At 61.4% G+C, this 21,097-nt stretch carries 18 protein-coding genes, 1 tRNA gene and 2 pseudogenes; 10 read left to right on the top strand and 11 right to left on the bottom strand.

Annotated features, from left to right (window positions below; genetic code table 11):
* The first annotated feature begins 2 nt into the window (after positions 1 to 2).
* A complete protein-coding gene (locus JTP94_RS22080; RefSeq protein WP_204852597.1) occupies positions 3 to 1,877 on the top strand; it encodes a CHASE2 domain-containing protein in 1,875 nt (624 codons plus the stop codon).
* 11 nt (positions 1,878 to 1,888) lie between these two features.
* Here the strand turns inward: JTP94_RS22080 and JTP94_RS22075 are convergent, their stop codons facing one another.
* Complete coding sequence (locus JTP94_RS22075; protein WP_204852596.1) at positions 1,889 to 2,446, bottom strand: LysE family transporter; 558 nt, start codon at positions 2,444 to 2,446, stop codon at positions 1,889 to 1,891.
* Here JTP94_RS22075 and JTP94_RS22070 point away from each other — a divergent pair.
* Positions 2,337 to 2,594, top strand: a pseudogene (locus JTP94_RS22070) (LysR family transcriptional regulator); the annotation flags it as partial. The gene JTP94_RS22075 and the pseudogene JTP94_RS22070 overlap by 110 nt on opposite strands.
* A gap of 21 nt (positions 2,595 to 2,615) precedes the next feature.
* Here JTP94_RS22070 and JTP94_RS22065 read toward each other — a convergent pair.
* The gene (locus JTP94_RS22065; protein WP_204852595.1) at positions 2,616 to 3,707 is read right to left on the bottom strand and encodes a citrate synthase/methylcitrate synthase; all 1,092 of its coding nucleotides are present in this window, start codon (positions 3,705 to 3,707) and stop codon (positions 2,616 to 2,618) included.
* Between the two features lie 85 nt (positions 3,708 to 3,792).
* Here JTP94_RS22065 and JTP94_RS22060 point away from each other — a divergent pair, with 85 nt between their 5' ends.
* The gene (locus JTP94_RS22060) at positions 3,793 to 4,926 is read left to right on the top strand and encodes a citrate synthase (protein ID WP_204852594.1); all 1,134 of its coding nucleotides are present in this window, start codon (positions 3,793 to 3,795) and stop codon (positions 4,924 to 4,926) included.
* Positions 4,927 to 4,949: 23 nt separating this feature from the next.
* Here JTP94_RS22060 and JTP94_RS22055 read toward each other — a convergent pair whose 3' ends face one another.
* Positions 4,950 to 5,321, bottom strand: a complete 372-nt coding sequence (locus JTP94_RS22055; protein ID WP_204852593.1) for a VOC family protein — start codon at positions 5,319 to 5,321, stop codon at positions 4,950 to 4,952.
* A 31-nt stretch (positions 5,322 to 5,352) separates the two neighbouring features.
* Complete coding sequence (tehA, locus tag JTP94_RS22050; RefSeq protein WP_204852592.1) at positions 5,353 to 6,354, bottom strand: dicarboxylate transporter/tellurite-resistance protein TehA; 1,002 nt, start codon at positions 6,352 to 6,354, stop codon at positions 5,353 to 5,355.
* A 376-nt stretch (positions 6,355 to 6,730) separates the two neighbouring features.
* Between tehA and gnd the strand changes: the two genes are divergently transcribed.
* Positions 6,731 to 7,756 (top strand): phosphogluconate dehydrogenase (NAD(+)-dependent, decarboxylating), encoded by a 1,026-nt coding sequence (gene gnd, locus JTP94_RS22045; protein WP_204852591.1) that lies wholly within the window; start codon positions 6,731 to 6,733, stop codon positions 7,754 to 7,756.
* 66 nt (positions 7,757 to 7,822) lie between these two features.
* Here gnd and glp read toward each other — a convergent pair whose 3' ends face one another.
* From glp to JTP94_RS22020, 5 genes are read right to left on the bottom strand one after another with little or no spacing between them, the layout of a single operon-like run.
* Positions 7,823 to 9,049 carry a gephyrin-like molybdotransferase Glp gene (glp, locus tag JTP94_RS22040; protein WP_204852590.1) on the bottom strand — a complete coding sequence of 409 codons (1,227 nt, stop codon included), beginning with the start codon at positions 9,047 to 9,049 and terminating at the stop codon, positions 7,823 to 7,825.
* A 3-nt stretch (positions 9,050 to 9,052) separates the two neighbouring features.
* Positions 9,053 to 9,547, bottom strand: coding sequence for a cyclic pyranopterin monophosphate synthase MoaC (moaC, locus tag JTP94_RS22035; RefSeq protein ID WP_204852589.1), 495 nt, complete (start codon positions 9,545 to 9,547; stop codon positions 9,053 to 9,055).
* Position 9,548: 1 nt separating this feature from the next.
* Positions 9,549 to 10,364: an indole-3-glycerol phosphate synthase TrpC gene (gene trpC / locus JTP94_RS22030; RefSeq protein ID WP_204852588.1), complete on the bottom strand. Its 816-nt coding sequence runs from the start codon at positions 10,362 to 10,364 to the stop codon at positions 9,549 to 9,551.
* A gap of 12 nt (positions 10,365 to 10,376) precedes the next feature.
* The gene (trpD, locus tag JTP94_RS22025) at positions 10,377 to 11,393 is read right to left on the bottom strand and encodes an anthranilate phosphoribosyltransferase (protein WP_204852587.1); all 1,017 of its coding nucleotides are present in this window, start codon (positions 11,391 to 11,393) and stop codon (positions 10,377 to 10,379) included.
* 25 nt (positions 11,394 to 11,418) lie between these two features.
* Entirely contained in the window at positions 11,419 to 13,311 is a 1,893-nt protein-coding gene (locus tag JTP94_RS22020; protein ID WP_204852586.1) for a peptidylprolyl isomerase, read from the bottom strand.
* Positions 13,312 to 13,492: 181 nt separating this feature from the next.
* On the opposite strand from JTP94_RS22020, the gene JTP94_RS22015 reads away from it, so the two are divergent.
* The 4 genes from JTP94_RS22015 (at position 13,493) to JTP94_RS22000 (ending at position 17,296) form a co-directional block, all read left to right on the top strand.
* Positions 13,493 to 13,774 carry a hypothetical protein gene (locus JTP94_RS22015; protein WP_204852585.1) on the top strand — a complete coding sequence of 94 codons (282 nt, stop codon included), beginning with the start codon at positions 13,493 to 13,495 and terminating at the stop codon, positions 13,772 to 13,774.
* Between the two features lie 301 nt (positions 13,775 to 14,075).
* Positions 14,076 to 14,540, top strand: a complete 465-nt coding sequence (locus JTP94_RS22010; RefSeq protein WP_204852584.1) for a MarR family winged helix-turn-helix transcriptional regulator — start codon at positions 14,076 to 14,078, stop codon at positions 14,538 to 14,540.
* Positions 14,533 to 15,759 (top strand): HlyD family secretion protein, encoded by a 1,227-nt coding sequence (locus JTP94_RS22005; RefSeq protein WP_204852583.1) that lies wholly within the window; start codon positions 14,533 to 14,535, stop codon positions 15,757 to 15,759. The genes JTP94_RS22010 and JTP94_RS22005 overlap by 8 nt, the downstream gene beginning before the upstream one ends.
* Positions 15,752 to 17,296, top strand: a complete 1,545-nt coding sequence (locus tag JTP94_RS22000) for a DHA2 family efflux MFS transporter permease subunit (protein ID WP_204852582.1) — start codon at positions 15,752 to 15,754, stop codon at positions 17,294 to 17,296. The genes JTP94_RS22005 and JTP94_RS22000 overlap by 8 nt, the downstream gene beginning before the upstream one ends.
* A gap of 82 nt (positions 17,297 to 17,378) precedes the next feature.
* Here JTP94_RS22000 and JTP94_RS21995 read toward each other — a convergent pair whose 3' ends face one another.
* Positions 17,379 to 17,975, bottom strand: coding sequence for a DNA-3-methyladenine glycosylase (locus JTP94_RS21995; RefSeq protein ID WP_204852581.1), 597 nt, complete (start codon positions 17,973 to 17,975; stop codon positions 17,379 to 17,381).
* Between the two features lie 179 nt (positions 17,976 to 18,154).
* Between JTP94_RS21995 and JTP94_RS21990 the strand changes: the two genes are divergently transcribed.
* Positions 18,155 to 18,244, top strand: a tRNA-Ser gene (locus JTP94_RS21990).
* Between the two features lie 903 nt (positions 18,245 to 19,147).
* Here the strand turns inward: JTP94_RS21990 and JTP94_RS21985 are convergent.
* On the bottom strand, positions 19,148 to 19,867 hold the full coding sequence (locus JTP94_RS21985; protein WP_204852580.1) for an SDR family NAD(P)-dependent oxidoreductase: 720 nt from the start codon (positions 19,865 to 19,867) through the stop codon (positions 19,148 to 19,150).
* Positions 19,868 to 20,001: 134 nt separating this feature from the next.
* Here JTP94_RS21985 and JTP94_RS21980 point away from each other — a divergent pair.
* Positions 20,002 to 20,918: pseudogene (locus JTP94_RS21980) on the top strand (LysR family transcriptional regulator).
* Positions 20,919 to 21,097 lie beyond the last annotated feature (179 nt).

Here is a 21,097-nt window from a genome sequence, read left to right as displayed (position 1 = left end):
CCATGCGCAGACCGCCGCCGCAGACGCTGATTGCGCTCATCTTGACTGCTCTCTGGGGTCTGGGCCTCGGCGTCATGCATCTGCACGGCGACATTCCCTTTATCGACAGCGCGGAGGCGACGCTGACGAATCTCAGGAATGCGGTTGGCGGCAGCCGCAAACCGCCCGATGTCGTCACTATCGTCGCCATTGACGATGAGACGTCGCGGGTGGCGGGACATTACCCGCTGCCCCGCGTCACGCTCGCCAAAATCGTCGATGCCATCGCCGCGCTAGGGCCGAAAACTGTCGCGCTCGACATGCTTTTGCTCGATCCCGGCGATGAGGCCGGCGATGCGGCACTGGAGCAATCCCTCAAGCGGACCAATGCCGTGCTCGCCGCCGCCGGCATCTTTCCCGAAAGCCGCCAGCGCGTTGTCGATGACAGCAAGGAACCTCTCGCCCGCGTGCCGAGCGCACTACAATTCCTGGAGCCGCAGCAGCGGTTCGCGGATGCAGCAAGTTATGGCGTCGTCAATGTACAGACCGACAAGACGGGAACGCCGCGCTTCGTGCCCATGCTGTTTCGCAGCGGCGAGCGGATCGAACCGTCCTTCTCGCTGCGCGTCGTTTCCGCGGCGACCGGCGAACACCCAACTGTCATCTCCGACCATATCAAGCTCGGTGACCGTTCCGTCCATACCGATAGCGGCTATCTCATGCCGCTCTCGTTCTATGGACCGCGCGGCACGATCCGCACTATCAGCGCCAGCGCGGCGCTGAACGGGCAGTTGCCGGAGGAGGCGATCAGAGATCATATCGTCGTCATCGGTGCTACCGTTACCGGCGGCGGCGATGTCTTTCCGACACCCTTCGATCCGGTGCTGCCGGGCGTCGAAGTCATCTCCACCTCGATCACGCATCTGATCGCCGGGGATGGCTTGGTGCGCGATCGCGGCGTTCGTTTCATCGACCTCTATTTTGCCGTCGGTCTGCCGGTCCTCGTTGTCAGCCTGCTCTCCTGGCGGCGCAACACCATCGGCCTTATCATGGCACTCTGCGTCGTCCTTGCCTGGCTGGCGATCAACGTCAACGTCTTCAAACATGGGATCTGGCTGAGCGGCGCCCTGCCGATCGCCGCGACGGTGCCGCCAGCGCTGCTCTTCGGCGCAGCCCAGCTTTGGCTCGGCCGCAGGCAGGCCGGGCGCTTCGCCGAGCAGAGCGAACTGCTGCAGCGCATCCAGGCGCCCGGTCTTGCCGAACATCTTGCCCGCGATCCCGGCTTTCTTGCAGAGCCGGTGCATCAGGAAGCGGCAGTGGTCTTCATCGACATCAACGGCTTCACGGGTCTCAGCGAGACGATCGGCCCCGCGGCCGTACGGGACTTGCTGAACGGCTTCTACTATCTCGTCGACGAGGAAGTGACTGCCAGTGGCGGCGCCATCACCAGCTTCATGGGCGATGGCGCCATGATCCTCTTCGGCCTACCGCAGCCGAAGCGAACCGACCCGGCCAATGCGGCGCGCTGTTGCATTCGCCTTGCCGACCGGATGAGAGGCTGGCTCGCAGCGATGCCGAAGGCAACCGCATCCCGCATCGGCTTCAAGATCGGCGCGCATTTCGGCACCATCGTCGCCTCCAGGCTCGGCGGTGGTGGCCGCCAACAGATTACGGCGACCGGCGACACGGTCAACATTGCAAGCCGCCTGATGGAGGTGGCCGCCCGCAATCGCGCCGAGATCGCCATCAGCGATGACCTGCTGCATTCCGCCGGCCGCGACAGTGCGCCCTTTATGGAAGGCAAGCTCGACGGCCCGATCGAAACAAGCTTGCGTGGCCGCGCCGGGTCCTTGGCCATATGGCTCTGGCGCGGCAGGCATGATCCGGAACGTCCTTAAGATTTCAGGCTTCATCCGCGCCACATGGGGATAATTGATATCACGAGCAGGCAGGCGAGCGAGATATTGAGCACGCGCCATTGCCACGCCGTTTTCAGAAAACGCCCGAGCATCTGTCCGAGAACGCACCAGACCGCCAGCGAGAATGCGGCGACGAGACAGAAGGGCAGGCCAAGCAGGAGCGCGAGAGTGGCAGGACTACTCGCCAGGGCGGCGAATGAGGCGGCCGCGCCGACCGTCATCGCCCAACCCTTCGGATTGTGCCACAACATCCAGACACCGGCGACAAAGCTCGTGGGCTTCGCTATCCGACCGGCGCCATGTGGCTGCCCGCTTCTGCCGATCCGCGTGGCGAGCCAGATCAGATAGAGCGAACCGAGCGTCTTCATTGCGATCTGCAAGACGGGCAGAGCCATCAAGACGCTGCCAAGTCCGGCGGCCGCCACACTGGCGCGACGCTGGCGGACGGTGTTCGAGAATGGCAATATCGAGGCGACCACCGCGACGGTGCGCACGGATCTGGCTGTTACCGCATGGCTGGCTTCCACCGTTCCAGCCGATCTCGACATTCTTTCCGTCGAGGAGGGCCTGCCCGAGCTGCCGGTTTTCGCGATCAACCTGCATTTGCCCAAAGGCGATGTGACTCCGCAGGCATTGGAGCTTGCCCGCCACATCCGTGAGGGACTGATGCGGCCGCGTCACTCCGTGGCCGCCTGAGCGTCGATCCTGATAGGCCTCTTATGCTGCCTTTGGCAGAGGGCCGACATAGCGAGACTGCGGGCGGATGAGACGTCCGTCGAGCGTCTGTTCACGCGCATGGGCAATCCAGCCGACGGTACGACCGATCGCGAAGACACCGGTGAAGGCATTGCGTGGGAAGCCGAGAGCATCAAGCAGCAGCGCGGTATAATATTCGACATTGGTTTCCAACGGGCGATCCGGCTTGCGCTCCTTGAGGAGTGCGAGTGCCGCCGCCTCGATCGCCTCTGCCAGTGCGATGCGTCCGGCATCCGCCTGGCCGCTCGCGAAGATCGGTTTCAGCGCGGTCTTCAGTGCATCGGCGCGCGGGTCGCGGACACGATAGATGCGATGGCCGAAACCCATCAACCGCTCGCCGTGATCGAGCGCGTGCGACAGCCATTCACGCGCGTTTTCAGGCTTACCCACGCCATCAAGCATATCGAGCACAGGGCCAGGCGCACCGCCATGCAACGGTCCCTTGAGGGCGCTGATCGCCGCCAGCACGGAAGAGGTCAGGCCAGCATGGGTGGAGGCGATGACACGCGAAGCGAATGTCGATGCGTTGAGGCCATGGTCGGAAATCGTCACGAGATAGGCGTCCAGCCCGGCGGTCTGCTCGGCCGTCGGCACACGGCCCGTCAGCATGCGCAGGATGTCCGCGGATTGGGACAATGAAGCATCCGGCTTGATCGGCGCATCGCCCTTCTGCAGCCGCAATACGGCCGGCAGGAAGACGGCCGGCGCTGCCATCAGGCGGATGGCGCTGGCGAAATCCTCGCCATCCTCGATGCGCGCCAGTAGCGCCCGCACAGCGTCCACCGGCGGCAGAGCGAGCAGGGTGGCATCTGCTGCCGCCTCCACATGGGAGAAGAGCGCAACGCGCGCCGCTCCAAGCTGCGTTCTGATGGACGTTGCATCGATGTGTTCGTCGAACAGGCCATCGAGCAGCAGCGCCGCGACATCCTCGAAGCGGCTGGTCGCCACCAGATCATCGAGCGACACGCCGCGTATGATCAGCCGGCCGGCCGCGCCATCGACGTCGGATAGCTTGGTTTCTGCGGCAATGACATCTTCAAGACCACTTTTCATCACTGTTCTCCTTTGACTATCCGTTTAGATCGGGCCTATTTTTATTGACGTCAATCTTGATGCAATTGATCAATATGAGAGAATGATGAGCTGGCTGACGGCGGAGCAGGCGCTGCACCTGCTGGGAACGAAATCACAGACACTCTACGCCAATGTCAGCCGCGGCCGCATTCGTGCGAAGCCGGATCCTGCGGACACACGGCGCAGCCTCTATTTCGCTGACGATGTGAAGCGATTGGCGACCCGCCATGCCGGCCGGCGCAAGACGGAGGCGGTCGCCGCCGAGGCCATCCAATGGGGTAATCCGGTGCTGCCCTCGGCGCTGTCGACGGTTTCGAGCGGGCGGCTTTTCTATCGCGGGCAGGATGCGACGATGCTTGCCGAGAGCGCAGCCCTTGAAGAGATCGCGCTGCTGCTCTGGGACATGAAACGTCCATTGCGGCTGGAGGAGGGTGAGACCCCACGCACGCCTCCGTCCCTGAATGCCGCATTCTCGGCGCTTGCCGAACGCGCGACAAGCGACCTGCCATCGCTCGGGCGCTCGCTGCCGGCCTTGCAGCGCGAGGCCGAAAGTGTCTTCAGCACTGTCGCCCAGGCCCTGGCACCGGGCGCGTCGGGCCTGCCTCTGCATCAGCGTCTTGCCGTTGCGTGGGATCGTCCCGACGCAGCGGATCTCATACGCCGCTGTTTCGTGCTGCTTGCGGATCACGAGTTGAATGCCTCGACCTTCACGGCGCGAATCACGGCTTCCGCCGGCGCGACATTATCCGCGGCCACCCTGTCCGGCCTTTCGACGCTGACCGGTCCGCTGCACGGCGGTGCGTGGCAAAGCGTGCGCTCATTGATCGCCAGAGCGGCTGCGATCGGCGCGGAGGAGGCGGTGCGCAGCTACCTGTCGGAAGGGCGGCCGCTGCCGGCCTTCGGTCATCCGCTCTATCCGGATGTCGATGCCCGCGCCGAAGCCTTGCTTCGTTGCTTCACGCTGCCGCCCTTGTTTGCTAGGGTTCGCGATGCCGGCGAGCAGCTGGTCGGCGAACGCGTCAATGTTGACTTTGCCCTGACGGCGATGGCCCACGCCTATCACCTGCCACAGGATGCGCCATTGATCATCTTCGCGCTCGCCCGCACTGTCGGCTGGCTTGCGCATGCGATCGAGCAGGTGACGAGCGGGCGGCTCATTCGGCCGCGTGCGCGCTATGTCGGCCCGCCAGTGCAATAGCGCGCGGCATGGGACCGCGACGCTTAACTCACCGCCAGGTGACAAACCGCTTCGATATTGTGGCCGTCCGGATCGAGGATGAAAGCGCCATAGTAATTGGGATGATAGTGAGCGCGGACACCCGGCGCGCCGTTATCCACGCCGCCGGCTGCAAGCGCGGCTTGGTGAAATCGATCGACGATCTCCCTGTTTTCGGCAGTAAAGGCGACGTGTGCGCCGGATTGAAGCACTGCACGCTGGCCGATCCAGAAGAATGCCTTCGGTCTGATCCCGTAGCCCGCAAAGGTCTCGCCTTCGGCATAAAGACGTTCGATGCCGAGAGGGTGTAGGATGGCATCATAGAAGATCCTCGATCTTTCCAAATCCCGTACACCGATCGTCACATGATCCAGCATATTAGCTCCTGACTGGTAGACACAGACACTATCAACCCTGGCCGACGGCGCCGGCATCGCGATGCGGGAGATCCATCCAACCGATAACCAGCTTGCGGCTGACAATCAGCCAGATCGTTGCTGCGGCGACCAAAACGACGACGATGTTGGCTGCGATGAAGAGGATGGGAGCAAGTTGCACAACGGGACCGGTATCTCCGCGCTCGATCAACCGCATCGGAGCCGTCGCCAGCGCCGTTGCACCGAAGGTGAAGGCCCAATAGGCCAGGCTGAAGGGTTCCTTCGTGATCCAGGGCAGGAGGCGAAGCAGGATCAGAGCCTGCAGCAGGCCATAGCCAATCATAGCATGCACGAGAGTGTCGGCCGGTCCCTGCGTCACGCTGATATAAGCAAGGGCACCGACGGTGGGCGGCGCCAGCTGGATGCCGAGTGTCGGCCGCAGCGGCGGGGACAGTGCCGGTCCCGTCAACAGACGATGCAACAAAGCGGATTCGATCGCGAGCCAGCTGAAGAATCCGGCGCCGAAGAAAAGCTGCGCCCATCCAGGAAATCCGAGAGCCGCGCCGACGATGGCGGTAACGAAACATCCCGCACCACTCGGCAGATAAAGCACGGCGGTTGTTGCAGCAATATCGCGCTCGCCATGCCACAGGCCGCCGGTACGCCAAAACGAGAAGGCAAGCGTGTAGGCGGCACCGACAAGAAATATGGTTTCCGCGCCGATGCGGGAATAAGGCAACAGCCCGCCGGCCACGAGCATGGTGGTCACCCCGACGAGACCGATAAAGCAGCACTGGACAGGATGTGCCACCTCCTTGAAGGCTTCCTCACGAGCCATCATCCATTTCAACAGAAAAAGCACGATAAGCAGCAGCCACACGGCGAAACTGACAAAGGTCAGCACCTCGCCGACCACCACCGGCAGTTGCCAGATGCGCGCACCAACGCGCCAGGCATTGGCAAGCCCGGAAAGCCCCAAAACAATACTAAAGAACGAGGCGGGAACGAGCGGCAGTTTCAGCGACGCAGCCATATGCCTCTCCTTTGGCGCTTTACGTTGAGCGCCGGCTACAGGGAATTACGCAACACAGAACCCGGGAACGATTATCGGTTACGGCAATCCTACATCAAATTCCGGCGCTGTATGAGAGCAATTTGGGCAGGCAGAATCCCTTGATTCATCAACGTGGGCGGAGCGTAAAATACAGCTTCCATTGGAGACGGCAAAGCGCGATCATGCCAAAAGGTGGGAGGTTTCAATGTGCGATATCACAGATGCGTGAGGACAGTAAATTTTCTCCGCTGTCTGGCCCACGCATAGCTCGCCCGTCATTTGTTCATTGGAAAATCCTGCGAAATGTCTCTATTGAGTATTCAAAACGATTAAAACCGTCCTAGGAGACTGACATATGCAAATCGGAATGATTGGCCTTGGCCGCATGGGCAACAACATGGTGCAGCGCCTGATGAAGGGCGGCCACAGCGCGGTTGTTTTCGATGCGCGTGCGGAAAGCATCGCGGCGCTCGAGCAGCTCGGCGCCACCGGCAGCAAGTCGCTCGAAGATTTCGTATCGAAGCTCGCGAAACCGCGCGTCGTCTGGCTGATGCTGCCGGCCGCGATCGTCGATCAGGAACTGGCGTCGATCGTTCCGTTGCTGGAAGAAGGCGACATCGTCATTGACGGCGGCAATTCCTACTATCATGACGACATTCGCCGCGCCGAAGAGCTGAAGTCCAAGGGCATTCATTATGCCGACGTTGGCACGAGCGGCGGCGTTTTCGGCCTGCAGCGCGGCTATTGCCTGATGATCGGCGGCGAGAAGGAAACGATCGAACATCTCTCGCCGATCTTCGCGACGCTTGCGCCTGGTGTCGGCGACGTACTTCCCTCGAAGCAACGCTCCGAGGAAGCCTCCAGGAACAGTACTGCGGAGCAGGGCTATCTGCATTGCGGCCCGTCCGGCGCCGGCCACTTCGTCAAGATGGTCCACAACGGCATCGAATACGGCCTGATGGCTGCCTATGCCGAAGGCCTGAACGTATTGCGCCACGCCAATGTCGGCAAGTTGGACGCCGAGAAAGATGCCGAAACGGCGCCGATCGCCCATCCGCAATATTATCAGTACGATCTTGACATCGCCGAAATCAGCGAAGTCTGGCGCCGTGGCAGCGTGATCACCTCCTGGCTGCTCGACCTCACTGCCGATGCGCTGCATGGCGATGCTGCCCTGTCGCAATATGCCGGCCGCGTTTCGGACTCCGGCGAAGGTCGCTGGACGATCTCCGCCGCGATCGACGAAGGCGTGCCGACGCCGGTGCTCAGTGCCGCGCTCTATGGCCGCTTCGCGTCGCGCGGCAACGACGATTACGCCAACAAGGTTCTCTCCGCGATGCGCGCCGGCTTCGGCGGCCATCACGAGAAGCCCGTCAAGTAATCCTTTCTGGGATTTAATGAAATATGAGCCGGGTGGGTCAAACCTCCCGGCTTTTCCTTGTCCGGCTTAACCCAGTAGGTCCGGCCGCAAGACTATGACCGGGCAGGGAGAGCCAACGGCAAGTTCCGGCGCGTGCGGCGGCCGCACGACAAGGCAATCGGCGCGCGAAAAGACCTTCATCATCGAAGAATCCTGCTTGGAGAAAGGCTCGACGAGCCAGCCGCCCTCGGTAGCCTTCGTCAGGGTGGCGCGCATATAATCCTGGCGCTGATCGTTCGCCGCAAAAAGAGCGGCCGCCTTCGCGACGCCGTCGCGCTTTACCGGCGGCAGGGATGCGAGCTTGCGGATCAAGGGTTCGAGAAACAGCAGCCCGCAAACGAGGCTGGAGACGGGATTGCCGGGCAGGCCCAGGACATGAACTTCGCCAAGACTGCCGACCATCAGCGGCTTGCCGGGGCGCATGGCGATGCGCCAGAAATCGAGCTGCATGCCGGCGGCAATCATGGTTGCCTGCACCAGATCGTGATCGCCGACGGAGGCGCCGCCAAGCGTGACGATGATATCGGCCTTTGCCACCCGTGCGCGGCCGATCGCGGCGGTGATTTCATCGCTATTGTCAGGGACAATGCCAAGATCCAGCACATGGGCTCCTGCATTGCGCGCCAGCGCGGCAATGCCGAACGTATTCGATGCAACGATCTGCGAAGGACCCGGCTCGCTGCCCGGCACCACCAGCTCATCGCCAGTCGCAAGGATAGCAACCAGAGGTCGGCGATAGACATCCAGCGCCGGATGATTCATGGCGGCGGCAACGGTGAGCCGGGAGAAATCCATCACCGTGCCGGCCTGCAGCACGACTTCATCCTCGAGGAAATCCTGGCCACGTGGGCGTATATGTTGTCCCTGGCGGATGGGGTAGGTGGTGCGAATGCGATCGCCTTCCAGCCGCCCCGCATCCTCCTGCAGGAGCACCGAATCGGCACCCGCCGGAACCGGTGCACCGGTGAAGATGCGCACAGCCTCGCCCTTGCCGACGGTTCCTTCGAAGGCGCGGCCTGCGGCGGACACACCGATAACCTGCAGTTCCGAGCCGGGCGTTGCCGCATCCTCGAAACGCAGGGCATAGCCATCCATAGCAGAGGCATCGAAGGGCGGCTGCGTCAGGCGCGCTGCCAGATCCCTGGCCAACACCCTACCTTCAGCCATATCGAGCGGAACGCTTTCGAAACGATGAAGCGGCGTCGCACTGTTCAGCAGGCGCGCTTGTGCTTCGGCAACGGGTAACAGGCTCATGCGTCAGGCCCCCGGATGGCGGAAATCCCCGGATTTGCCGCCGGATTTCTCCAATAGCATTATGCCGCCGATTTCCATCATTCGGTCAGCGGCCTTGGCCATATCATAGATCGTCAAGCAAGCGACGGAGACCGCCGTCAGCGCCTCCATCTCGACGCCGGTGCGGCCGGTGAGCTTTGCCGTCGCGGTCACGCGCAGGCCGGGCAGGGCGGCATCTTCGACGATATCGACCGCGACCTTGGTCAGCATCAGCGGATGGCATAGGGGAATGAGATTGGATGTCTGTTTGGCTGCCATGATGCCAGCGAGCCGCGCCGTGCCGATGACATCGCCCTTCTTGGCATTGCCATCGCGGATCAGCGCCAGCGTTTCCGTCTTCATCCGGACGTAGCCTGTGGCGGTGGCGCTGCGCGCCGTTTCGGCCTTGTCGCCGACATCGACCATATGCGCTTCGCCTGAGGCGTCGATATGGGTGAGGCCGGACTTCTCGGTGCTCATCTCACTCGGCCGCCAGAACGCCGGTTTCACCGTTCAGCAACAGTCGCGTCGCCGCCGTCACATCATCCTTGCGCATCAGGCTTTCGCCGACGAGGAAGGTGGTGATACCGACGGCTTCAAGGCGCTTGCAATCGGCATGGGTGAAGACACCGCTCTCGCCGACCATCAATCGGCCCTCAGGCACCATGGTCGCCAAGGTTTCGCTGACCGTGAGGCTGACCTCGAAGGTACGCAGATTGCGGTTGTTGATGCCGATCAGCGGCGAGGACAGTTTCAGCGCCCGTTCCATCTCCTCGGGATCATGAACCTCGACCAGCACGTCCATGCCGAGGCCGAAGGCTTCGTCCTGCAGTCGCTGCGCGTCGTCATCCGAGAGCGAGGCCATGATCAGCAGGATGCAGTCGGCGCCCCAGGCGCGGGCTTCCTGCACCTGGTAGGTGTCGAACATGAAATCCTTGCGCAGTGCCGGCAAGGAGCAGGCGGCGCGCGCTGCCGTCAGGAATTCGGGAGCGCCCTGGAAGCTTGGGGTATCCGTCAGTACCGAAAGGCAGGCTGCACCACCGGCCTCATAGGCTTTGGCGAGGGCAGGCGGGTCGAAGTCTGGGCGGATCAGTCCCTTCGACGGACTTGCCTTCTTGATTTCGGCAATCAGACCGAAAACGCCTGCGCTCTGCTTGGCGAGAAGTGCCTTGTGGAAGCCACGCGGCGCGGACTGACCTGCCTGCATAGCCTTGAGATCGGCAAGGGGAACCTTGGCCTTGGCCGCTGCGATTTCCTCGCGCTTGTAGGCTTCGATCTTCTGAAGGATATCGGTCATGATGTCCTGAACCTATTCTTCCTCGTTGGAGACGGCGATCAGCTTTTCCAGTGCAACGGCGGTCGCGCCGCTGTCGAGCGACTGGGCCGCGAGCTTCATGCCATCATGAAGCGTTTCCGCCTTGCCGGCAATGACAAGCGATGCGGCTGCATTGGCAAGAGCAATGTCGCGATAGGCGTTCTTCGCACCACTGAGCACATCTCGGAGCGCTGCGGCGTTGGCGATGCCATCGCCGCCCTTGAGGTCGGCAAGATCGGCATGCTGCAGGCCAAAGTCACCAGGCGTCAGTTCGAAGGTACGGATCTTGCCGTCTTCAAGTGCAGCGACCGAGGTCGTGCCGGTCGTGGTGATCTCGTCCAAGCCATTGCCGTGCACGACCCAAACGCTTTCGGCATTCAGGTCCTTCAGCACTTCGGCAAGCGGTACGACCCATTGCGGCGCGAAGACGCCGAGCAGCTGACGGCGCGCACCGGCCGGGTTCGACAACGGCCCCAACAGATTGAAGATCGTGCGCGTGCCCAGCTCGACCCGGGAAGGGCCGACATGGCGCATCGACGAATGATGTAATTGCGCGAACATGAAGCCTATGCCGGCTTCGCGAATGCAGCGGGCAATCACCTCGGGACCGATATCGAGCTTAATGCCGAGCACGGACTGCGTGTCGGCTGTGCCGGCCTTGGAGCTCTGGGCACGGTTGCCGTGCTTTGCTACCGGCACGCCTGCGCCGGCAACGATGAATGCCGCCAGCGTCGAGATGTTGTAGGTGCCGACGCCGTCGCCGCCCGTGCCGACGATATCGATGGCGTCAGCTGGCGCTTCCACCGACAGCATCTTGGCGCGCATCGTGGTGACGGCGCCGACGATTTCGTCGACCGTTTCGCCGCGCACGCGCAGCGCCATCAGGAAAGCGCCGATCTGCGACGGTGTCGCTTCGCCCGACATCAGGATCTCGAATGCCTGCCGGGCTTCGTCCCGCGTCAGCGCCTCGCGATTGGCGACCTTGGCGAGGAAAGGTTTCAGTTCGGCCATTGGTTATCCATCCTCCCGACCGGGCCTAGCGGGACATCGCCTGTTCGGCGAGGCTCTGATTGACCGTGACGGCGTATTTGGACTGCAGCTGGCCGACCATCTGGTCGAGGATGTCGTCGCCGGCGGCATTGGCGATCTGAGCGATCTGCTGATCGTCATTGCTCAGGGCATCGGTCGTCGGGTTGTCGTTGACGTCGGTGACCTTGAGCAGGATCTGCGTCGTGTCATCGGCGCCGACGGCACTGGCGGCCGTATCGACAGGGCCGGAGAAGGCGGCGGCGATGCCGCCACGACCGAGAACCGGATCATCCGTCGAGCGCATGACGTTGGCCTTGCTTTCGACGGCGATCCCGAGCGGCGCGGCGATATCGGCAAGCGACTTGCCCTTCTGCGCCTCCTGCTTCAGCTCGGTGGCCTTGGCGGCAAGCGCAATCTTCTGCTGCGCTGCGGTCCAGTCGGCAACGGCCTTCTCCCGAACATCGGCAAGCGAACGATCGTGATCGGGCGTGACGCCCAGTATGTCGTACCAGACATAGCCATCGTTGCCGACCGTCAACGGCGCGGGATTGCCGCCCTGTTCAGCCTTGAAGACCTCCGAAAGCAGTTGCTGCTTTGCGGGCAGATCCTTGACCTCGTTGCCGGTCTGATCGAGGCCGGTCGCGTCGATCGAATCGATCGTGACCGTCTTCAGCTTCAGCTGCGTTGCAGCCTCCTGCAGCGAGATGCCGGATCCGCGCAGGTCCTCGAACTTGTCATGGACGCTGGTGATTTCATTGGCGGCATTGCTGAGCGCGATCTGCTTGCGGATGTCTTCCTTGACATCGTCGAAGTTCTTCGCGGTTTCGGCCTTCACGTTCGTGACACGCAAGATGACCGGGCCGAACGAACCGTCGACGACGGGCGTCGTGCCGCCATCCTTGGCGACGGCGAAGGCAGCTTCGGCAATCGTCTTGTCCGGAACCTGATCCTTGGTGAACGTACCGAGTAGCACGTCCGAAGGCTTCTTGCCCTGATCGGAAACCAGCTGATCGAATGTCGTGCCGGTCTTCAGCGCGTCGGCGGCCGCATTGGCCAGATCCTTGTTGGCGAAGGTCAGCTGTTCGATCGTGCGCGTTGCCGGCGTCGTGTAGCTGTCCTTGCGTTTGTCGAACTGGGTGCGCACCTCATCGTCCGACACGCTTGCGGGATCGGCAAGATCCTCGGCCTGCAATTTCACATAGGCGAACTTCCGATATTCGGGAGCACGGTACTTCGACTTCACACCCTCAAACCATTTGGACAACACGTCGTCGGCCGGTGCCTTGACAGGGTCGATGTTGGCGTTGGTGAGCAGCAGGTAGTCGATGCTGCGGTTCTCGTCGTGATACTGCTTGACGGCGTCGACCAGGGCCTTCGGGGCGACAAAGCCGTTCGACACCGCTTCGACGATCTGGCCGCGGACCGCAACCTTGCTGCGCTCCTTGATGTAGTCATCGGGCGAGATGTTGCTGTTGCGCAGAAGCATCTCGAATTTCTGCCGGTCGAAAGCGCCGTTCGGCGCCTTGAAGGCCGGATCGTCGCCGATCAGCTGCGCGAGCCTGTCCTGGGAAAGGCCGAGGCTCATATCGGCGGCAAGCTGATCGAGCGAAGCGCCAGCAACGAGCTGTGCCACGGTTTGCTGTCCGATACCGAAGGCGCGCGCCTGTTCCGGCGTGATCTGCATGCGCAATTGCTGGCTGATGGCCTGAATCTGGCGACGATAGGCGAGGCGGAATTCGTTGGTATCGATGTGCTGGTCGCCGACGGTCACCACGGTATTACTGTTGCCGCCGGTGATGAGCGAACGTTCGACGCCCCATACACCGAAGGCTGCCGCCAGAAGAAGCAACAAACCCTTGGCAAGCCAGGTCTGGGCGATTTTTCTCAGCACGTCGAACATTGGAAAGCAAACCTCGTCATCAATACGTCTTCGCCCGCAGGCGAAACAATCGAAGTTCCTTAGAACAATCCGAACCGGAATTGAAGAGCCAGAGGGGAAATCACCGGACGAGGCGCCAAGGTGCCGGAACCTTTGACGAGCCGTGACGTTTCAATCAACAAGGAAACACAAGGAGCACACGATGGCAGAGACCAAATCAGCTTCCGCCCAGTCCTCTTCAGCACGAGCGCAGACTGAAACGGCAGTGGAAGATTTGGCGGCACAAGTCGCCGCTCTCCGTGAAGATTTATCGAGGCTGTCGCAGAGCCTGGCTGCCGTCGGGCAAGGAGCGAAGTCTGTCGTCGCGGAGGAAGCCCAGGAGATCACAGATCAGTTGCGCGAAAGAGTTCGCGAGGACCCGATTTTCATGGTCGCTGCCGCAGCTGGCATCGGCTATCTCATCGGTCTTCTCAGTCGCCGCTAGCTTATGCCGAACCCTTGACGGGTGGGACGAGCCCCACGTGCCCATCCAGCTTGCGAAACTGTCGAAAAGGCGCGGACGATTCGTCCGCGCCTTTTCAATTTCAGGCATCGATCGGCATGTGAACCTCAACTTTCACCGTCTCTTGCCGGGCTCGCGGAGTGACTGCGACATCTTTGCGACACCCCTGCGACATCTTCGACCATCGCTATTTCTTGATCGCTCTCCCTCTTGTATCGCATGGACGCTTACTATAGGTATCGGTAATTATAAGGTTGCTTATGAGTAGCAGGCTTCTTATACCATGAACGCAATACCCACCCTCGGCTTTCTCCTCCATGACGTTGCGCGGCTTCTTCGGAAGCGGTTCGAGCAGCGCGCGAAGGATTTGGGACTGACACGATCGCAATGGCAAACGCTTGCCTATCTCGCGAACAATGAAGGTATCCATCAGGCCGGACTGGCCGAGATGCTGGAGATCGAACCGATCACTCTGGTTCGCATTCTCGACAAGCTGAGCGAGCGCGGTCTCGTGGAGCGTCGGCAGCATCCGAGCGATCGGCGCAGCTGGCTCCTTTACATGCGCGAAGAGGCCCGGCCACTGATCGATACCATGCGCAACATAGGCGACCAAACACGCAAGGAAGCGCTCGACGGAACCTCCCAGGAGGATAACGAGCGCCTCTATGAATTGCTTACCCTCATGAAATCGAACCTGCTTCACGTCTGCCGCTCGAAGGCAGCCGACAAAGAGATACAACATGGCTGACGCATCCTCTTCGCTTCGCGTACCCGCAAACGCAAATTCCACAGAACAGACTCAAGCCCCAGTGGCCGAGGCACCATCTTCAAACCCGACACCGTCGCCCGCAGTGGCTGCGGCGCCAAGCCCAGTCGTCCCTCCGGAAACGCCGCGCAAGCGCCGCAGCCCGACGCGGCCGATCCTGTTTGCGCTGCTTCCCATCGCCCTTGTCATCGGTGGCTATTATTACGTCACCGGCGGACAGATCATGTCCACGGACAATGCCTATATCCAGGCCGACATGGTCGGCGTTTCCACCGATGTCTCCGGCACGGTGATCTCGGTCGATGTGCATGAGAACGAGGTCGTGAAGAAGGGGCAGGTGCTTTTCCGCCTCAAGCCCGATTCGTTCCGCATCGCGCTCGAAGGCGCGCAGGCGCAGCTCGGCAATGCCAAAAACCAGATCCTGAACCTGCAGGCAAGCTACAAGCAATCCGTGGCTGAGATCGCTCAGGCGCAGGCCGACATTCCCTACTACCAGACGGAACTCGAGCGTCAGCAGAACCTCATCAACAGTTCGGCTGCCTCGAAGGCTGCCTATGACCAGGCCAAGCACAATCTCGAAGCTGCCCAGCAGAAGGTCTCGGTTGCCCAGGCACAAGCTGCCGCGACCCTCGCACAATTGGGTGGCGATGGCACTGCCGATCTGCCTCCCGAACAGAACCCGCTCTACCTGCAGGCCAAGGCCGCAGTCGACAATGCGCAGCGCGAGCTCGACGACACCGTCGTCCGGGCCCCGTTCGATGGCGTCACCGCCAACGTTCCCTCGCTGCAGGTCGGCGCCTATCTGACGGCCGCACAGCAGGGCTTCTCGCTGGTCTCAACCACGCATATGTGGATCAATGCCAGCCCGAAGGAAACCGAGCTCACCTATGTACGGACCGGCCAGAAGGTTGACATCTCCGTCGATGCCTATCCCGGCGTGACCTGGAAGGGTACGGTCGCCAGCATTGCGCCGGCCTCCGGCTCCAGCTTCTCGCTTCTGCCCGCACAGAACACGACAGGCAACTGGGTCAAGGTCGTACAGCGCATACCGATGATCATCAGCATCGACGACACGGAGGGCAAGCCTCCGCTGCGCGTCGGAATGAGCGTCGTCGCTGGTGTCGACACTGGCCATGCCCGCGGCCTGCCGGACTTCGTCAACAATCTGCTGGGCCATTCCCGCGGTCAGGACCATGAGTAACGCCACCACCGCCTCGTCATCGGGGCCTATCGCCAATCGCGGCGCGATCACCGCCTGCGTCATCCTGTCGGTCATCATGCAGGCGCTGGACACCACCATCGCCAACGTCGCCCTGCCACATATCCAGGGCGATGTCTCCGCCAGCGCCGACCAGATCAACTGGGTGCTGACGTCCTATATCGTTGCGGCAGCGATCATGACGCCGCCCTCCGGCTTCCTGTCTGCCAAGTTCGGCCGCAAGCGCGTCCTGCTGGTGGCGATCGCCGGGTTCGTCGCCGCCTCGATCCTCTGCGGCCTGTCGGAATCCCTGGTGCAGATCGTCGGCTTCCGCCTGTTGCAGGGCCTGTTCGGCGCGGCGCTGGTGCCGCTGTCGCAGGGCATTCTCCTAGATATCTACAATGTCGAGGAGCGTGGCCGCGCCATGGCGCTGTTCGGCGTCTCGGTGATGGTCGGCCCCGTGCTCGGTCCCGTGATCGGCGGCTGGCTGACCGACAATATCAGCTGGCGCTGGGTGTTCTACATCAACGTGCCGATCGGCGCGCTCGCCTTCTTCGGCATCGTCGTCTACGTCACCGAGACCAAGCTGGACGCGCTCGCCAAGCTCGATTGGTTCGGATTCGGCATGCTCTCGCTCGGCATTGCCGCGCTGCAGTTGTTTCTCGATCGCGGCGAGCAGCTCGACTGGTTCTATTCGAGCGAGATCATCGTCGAGGCGCTCTTCTGCGCCGGTGCCTTCTATCTCTTCGTCGTGCATACGTTCACGGCCGAACGAAGTTTCGTAAACCCGAGGCTCTTCCTCGACCAGAACTTTGCCGTCAGCATGCTGTTCATCTTCATCGTGGGCGTGACCTATCTGGCCTCGCTCGCCCTGATGACACCCTATCTGCAGACGCTGATGGGCTATCCGGTCGTCACCGCCGGCATCGTCATGGGACCGCGCGGCCTCGGCACGATGTTCTGCATGTTCCTTGTGGGACGGCTGATCGGCAAGGTGGATACGCGCCTCTTGCTGTTCATCGGTCTCGCTTTGACCGCATGGGCCATGTACGAGATGACCGGCTGGACACCGGATGTCTCGCAGGAAACCATCATCTCCGTCGGCTTCGTCCAGGGCGCCGGCCTCGGCTTCTTGTTCGTGCCGCTGACGACGATCGCCTTCGCGACGCTGCCGGCACAGATGCGCGGCGAGGGCACAGGTCTCTACAACCTCTCGCGCAATATCGGCTCCAGCGTCGGCATTTCAGTCGTCTCGATGCTGATCACGGAGAATACGCAGGTCAACCACGCGAACATCGCCGCCTATGTGACGCCGTTCAACCGCCATTTCGATGCGACGGCGGCCCAGGGAATCAGTCCCTTGACAGCTGTGGGACGCGCCACGCTCGACGGCATGATCACCACGCAGGCGACGATCATCGCCTACATCGATGACTTCAAGCTGCTGATGCTGATGTCGATCTGCGCCATACCGCTGCTGGTGCTCCTACGCAAGCCAAAGGCGCCTCCAGCCGTCGATCATAGCGTTGCCATGGAATAAGAATAGCCGCGCAGTCTTTCCAGTTCGCTGCGTGGCCGCATGGGCCGCCGGGCACCACCCCGGCGGCCTTTTTATTGCAACATCAGGGAAAACGACGACTGACGAAGCGCGAACCTGCCGCGCCGAACCGCCAGGGCGCATCGACATTCCTAGCGATTCCAATGCGTTTGCCGGAAGCGACGGTAACGGGTTCCGCCAAGGAAATAACGAAAGGCGCCGCATCCAGCGACATGCCATTCAGGCCGATGTCGATGGCCATCGCCTGCGAGAGCTTTCCCGGCCCGTTGCACAGCGAGACGATATCGGCAATGCCGCGCCGCCGTATCATCTCCTCGATGCCGCTCTCCGGCTCCAGCGCCCGAATGAGCACGGCGCTTCCAGTAAGGCAGACGAAGTTCAGGCACCAGTGAATGCCATAGGAGCGGTAGATATAGACATGGCCGGCCGGGCCGAACATCGCCGCATTGCGCGGCGTCGGGCCGCGATAGGCGTGGGAAGCCTCGTCATCGGGCCGATAGGCCTCGGTCTCGACGATGCGGCCTCCGATGCCAGCAACCGTAAACCGCGTCCCGATCAGATCGGATGCGACGGCTACGGCATCGCGGCCAAAGAAGGCTGCGAGGGCAGGGCCGGCCAGAGGCTTGGGACCGAGCGACAGAGATGGATCATCAAATGTCATGAGCGAGGGCGATGTCCTTCCGGATAGTCGACGCCCAATCTTTCGCACAAGCGACGGCGTCATGGAATCTTTTTCGCGCAGCCAGTGGCCGCGGATGCACAGCGGCCCAGTTGACGCTTCGGCCCGAATAGCTGTAAAGCCAGCCAACCACTTTTTACAAGGCCCGTGCCGTAGCGACAGGAAGAGTGTCCGAGTGGTTTAAGGAACCGGTCTTGAAAACCGGCGTGCGGGAAACCGTACCGTGGGTTCGAATCCCACCTCTTCCGCCATCTATCAATAAAATCAATAGTTTAGACGTAAAAATCACCTGCTGACATAACTTCAAAAATTCTGCTCTCAGCGCAACAATGTCGAAGAATCTGGCAAAACGACAAAAAAAGCCGGGACTCAGCCCGGCATCTGTTTAGGCGTGGTCGACCTTTGGCGCAGATCGGCGTTAGCTTTGGCACGGCAAAACTGGATCACTAACGCCTTCAGTGACGCTCACTTCGATCGGTTGTTGAAACATGACTGTGGGAACCTTCAAGGGTTCCAAATTTTTCCGATTCGCCCTCTTTGGCCGGGATGACAGAAGCGCGATCCTAGAGGTCACACCTCTGTTATCCGGCAGCATGTTGGCGCTGGACGAGCGAGAGGCCGGGCTGGTGTGAATAACGGTGCTTCCACATAATTCGTCGAATTGGTTTCGCAGGCCACCCAGATCGAATGGCGCAAATTTCCCGTTGTGATCGAGCCTTTGATTTGTCATGGCATATCATCCCCTTACTGGGGCAAGAGCTGTTCGCTCCCAAGCGGCAACGCCCATTTCGATGGTTGCCGGCATTTCATCCTATACCTTTACCTCGTTGGTGTAACGCGAATTAGTTTCCCTTTGGGGCGGCTGCCGAGTGAGCGTGACATTCAAGGCAAAAAAGCCGGCTCGTCGGCCGGCTTTTTCACTAAATAAGAAGAATATCAAGGCCAATGCTGTAATAATTTCAATATCTTAACATGGAAAGCGGACACCTCTTCCGCCAAATCTACGGCCTCGGGTCGCGATTGAACGCACTGTCACCGTAATTCCAGATCGTGCAGCCCTGGCGTCGTCAGCGATAGAACCTGCACGTCCAGCCCGGTTTCGTCCATCAGGGCGAGCCGACGCGCTATGTTCAGAAATACTGCTCAGGTGACGTTCACCAAGGAACGGCTTTCCCCATACGATCGAGGTATTCGAGACCGGGTCTGCCCCGCTTCGCGAGAAGCACCTCCGCGACACTGGGAATAGCCTCTTCCATGCTGAGTGGCGCGTTCGGGCCGCCCAGTGCCGTGCGGATCCAGCCCGGAGCCATCAGCACCAAGGCGCGCGGCTCACTTGCATGGCGAGCAGCGTAGCTTCGCATATACTGATTCAGAGCCGACTTGCTGCCGCGATAGACTTCAAACCCACCATTCGTATTGTTGGCGATGCTGCCCTGTCCCGATGACATGACGCCGATGAGGCCATCTGCGGGGACAAGATCCTGCAGCGCCTCGACGGTCCGCATGGGGCCAAGTGCATTCGTGACCATCACGCGGACGAACTCCTCGGTGGATACCTCACCGATGGTCTCATTCGGATTCGCATTGGCGGTGCCGGCGTTCACGAACAGGATGTCGAACACCCGGCCCGACAAGCGAGCACGAAGTGCCGCGATCTGCTCCGGTTCGCAAATGTCGACAGTCTCGACCTCGACGCGGTCCAGGTTCTCGTCGGCCAGGTCATGCAGCTCAGTTCGGCCTTCGACCGGGCGCGTCGTGCCGACGACGTTCCACCCCGTTTTCAGGAGCTCGGCGGCCATGGCGTGTCCGAGGCCACGCGACGCGCCGATGAGAAGAATCGTGCCTGCGGTGTGGTGCAAAATGGCTGAGGACATGAGGGTTATCTTTCGTTGCGCTGTATCGGCAACGAATATGACCACCCGATTGGATTGACGCCAGACGCACAGGATGCACATTATTGTTGCGTGAGACGCTATGTTGCGGGCGTCACGTGATGTAGATTGCGGTTGTGGACAATCTCGACCTGAACCTGCTTCCGGCGCTCGATGCGCTGCTGACCGAGGGTAGCGTGACCGGCGCGGCCTCAGTTCTTCGGCGATGAGCCGGACCCTCGCGCGGCTCCGGTCCGCCACGGGCGACCCGCTGCTGGTGCGCGCCGGGCGCAGACTTGTCCCAACTCCCCGCGCCATCGAGTTGCGCGATCGGGTTCACGAGCTTGCTCGCGAAGCTCGAGCTGTTCTCAGCCCGCAGACTGGCCAACTCGAAATCGCCACGCTGGAGCGGACCTTCGCCATTCGCGCCAACGAGGGCTTTGTCGAGCTGTTCTCTGCTCCCCTGGTGGCCGCCGTTGCAGACGCGGCGCCACGGGTCCGCCTGCGGTTCGCGCCTAAACCTGTCAAGGATGCCGAGCCGCTCCGGGAAGGGCAGATCGATCTTGAAATTGGCGTTCTCGGAGAGTTTGCGCCAGAGGTGCGCACCCAATTCCTCTTCCGCGACAAATTCCTGGGTGTGGTTAGGGACGGACATCCTTTGCTGAAGGGTCCCGTGACACCTGAGCGCTATGCGGCGTCCAGGCATATCGTGGCGTCGCGAAAGGGGAGTTTTACGGGACCAGTCGATGATGCCCTGGAGGAACTCGGTCTCAGCCGGGAGGTCATCGCTGTCGTGCCCGGATTCCCCGATGCCTTGCGCGTCGCACGCCAATCTGACCTGGTCGCGCTTGTGCCGCGCTCGTGTCTCGGACATGGCCTGGTCGGCGCCGAGCCGTTCAGCCAGGGCTTGGTGAGCTTCGAGCTTCCCGTCTCTACGCCAGAGATCCTAATATCGGCGATGTGGCATCCCCGCATGGATGCCGATCCAGCCCATCGCTGGTTCCGCAATATGGTGATAGGAGTGTGCCGGAGGGCAGCGCCACTACTTTCATGAAAGTCAGCGCCATCCGCTTCTTCGGCAAGGAAATCAGGCGACTGCTGGTGAGTCGATCTCCGCAGTACGAACACCGTCGTTATCCGCGGTAGGGTAGGGAACAGCAGAGCAATCCACAAGCGTCAGAAAGCTATGGAGCGCCTTCGGTGGCTATAGCGCAGACATAGTGCCCATCTTCG

The sequence above is a fragment of the Martinezella lusitana genome (assembly GCF_016901135.1).
Taxonomy (GTDB): Bacteria; Pseudomonadota; Alphaproteobacteria; order Rhizobiales; family Rhizobiaceae; genus Rhizobium; species Rhizobium lusitanum_D.
Note: the sequence above shows the minus strand (reverse complement) of the source record. Positions and strands in the feature narration are given on the sequence as shown.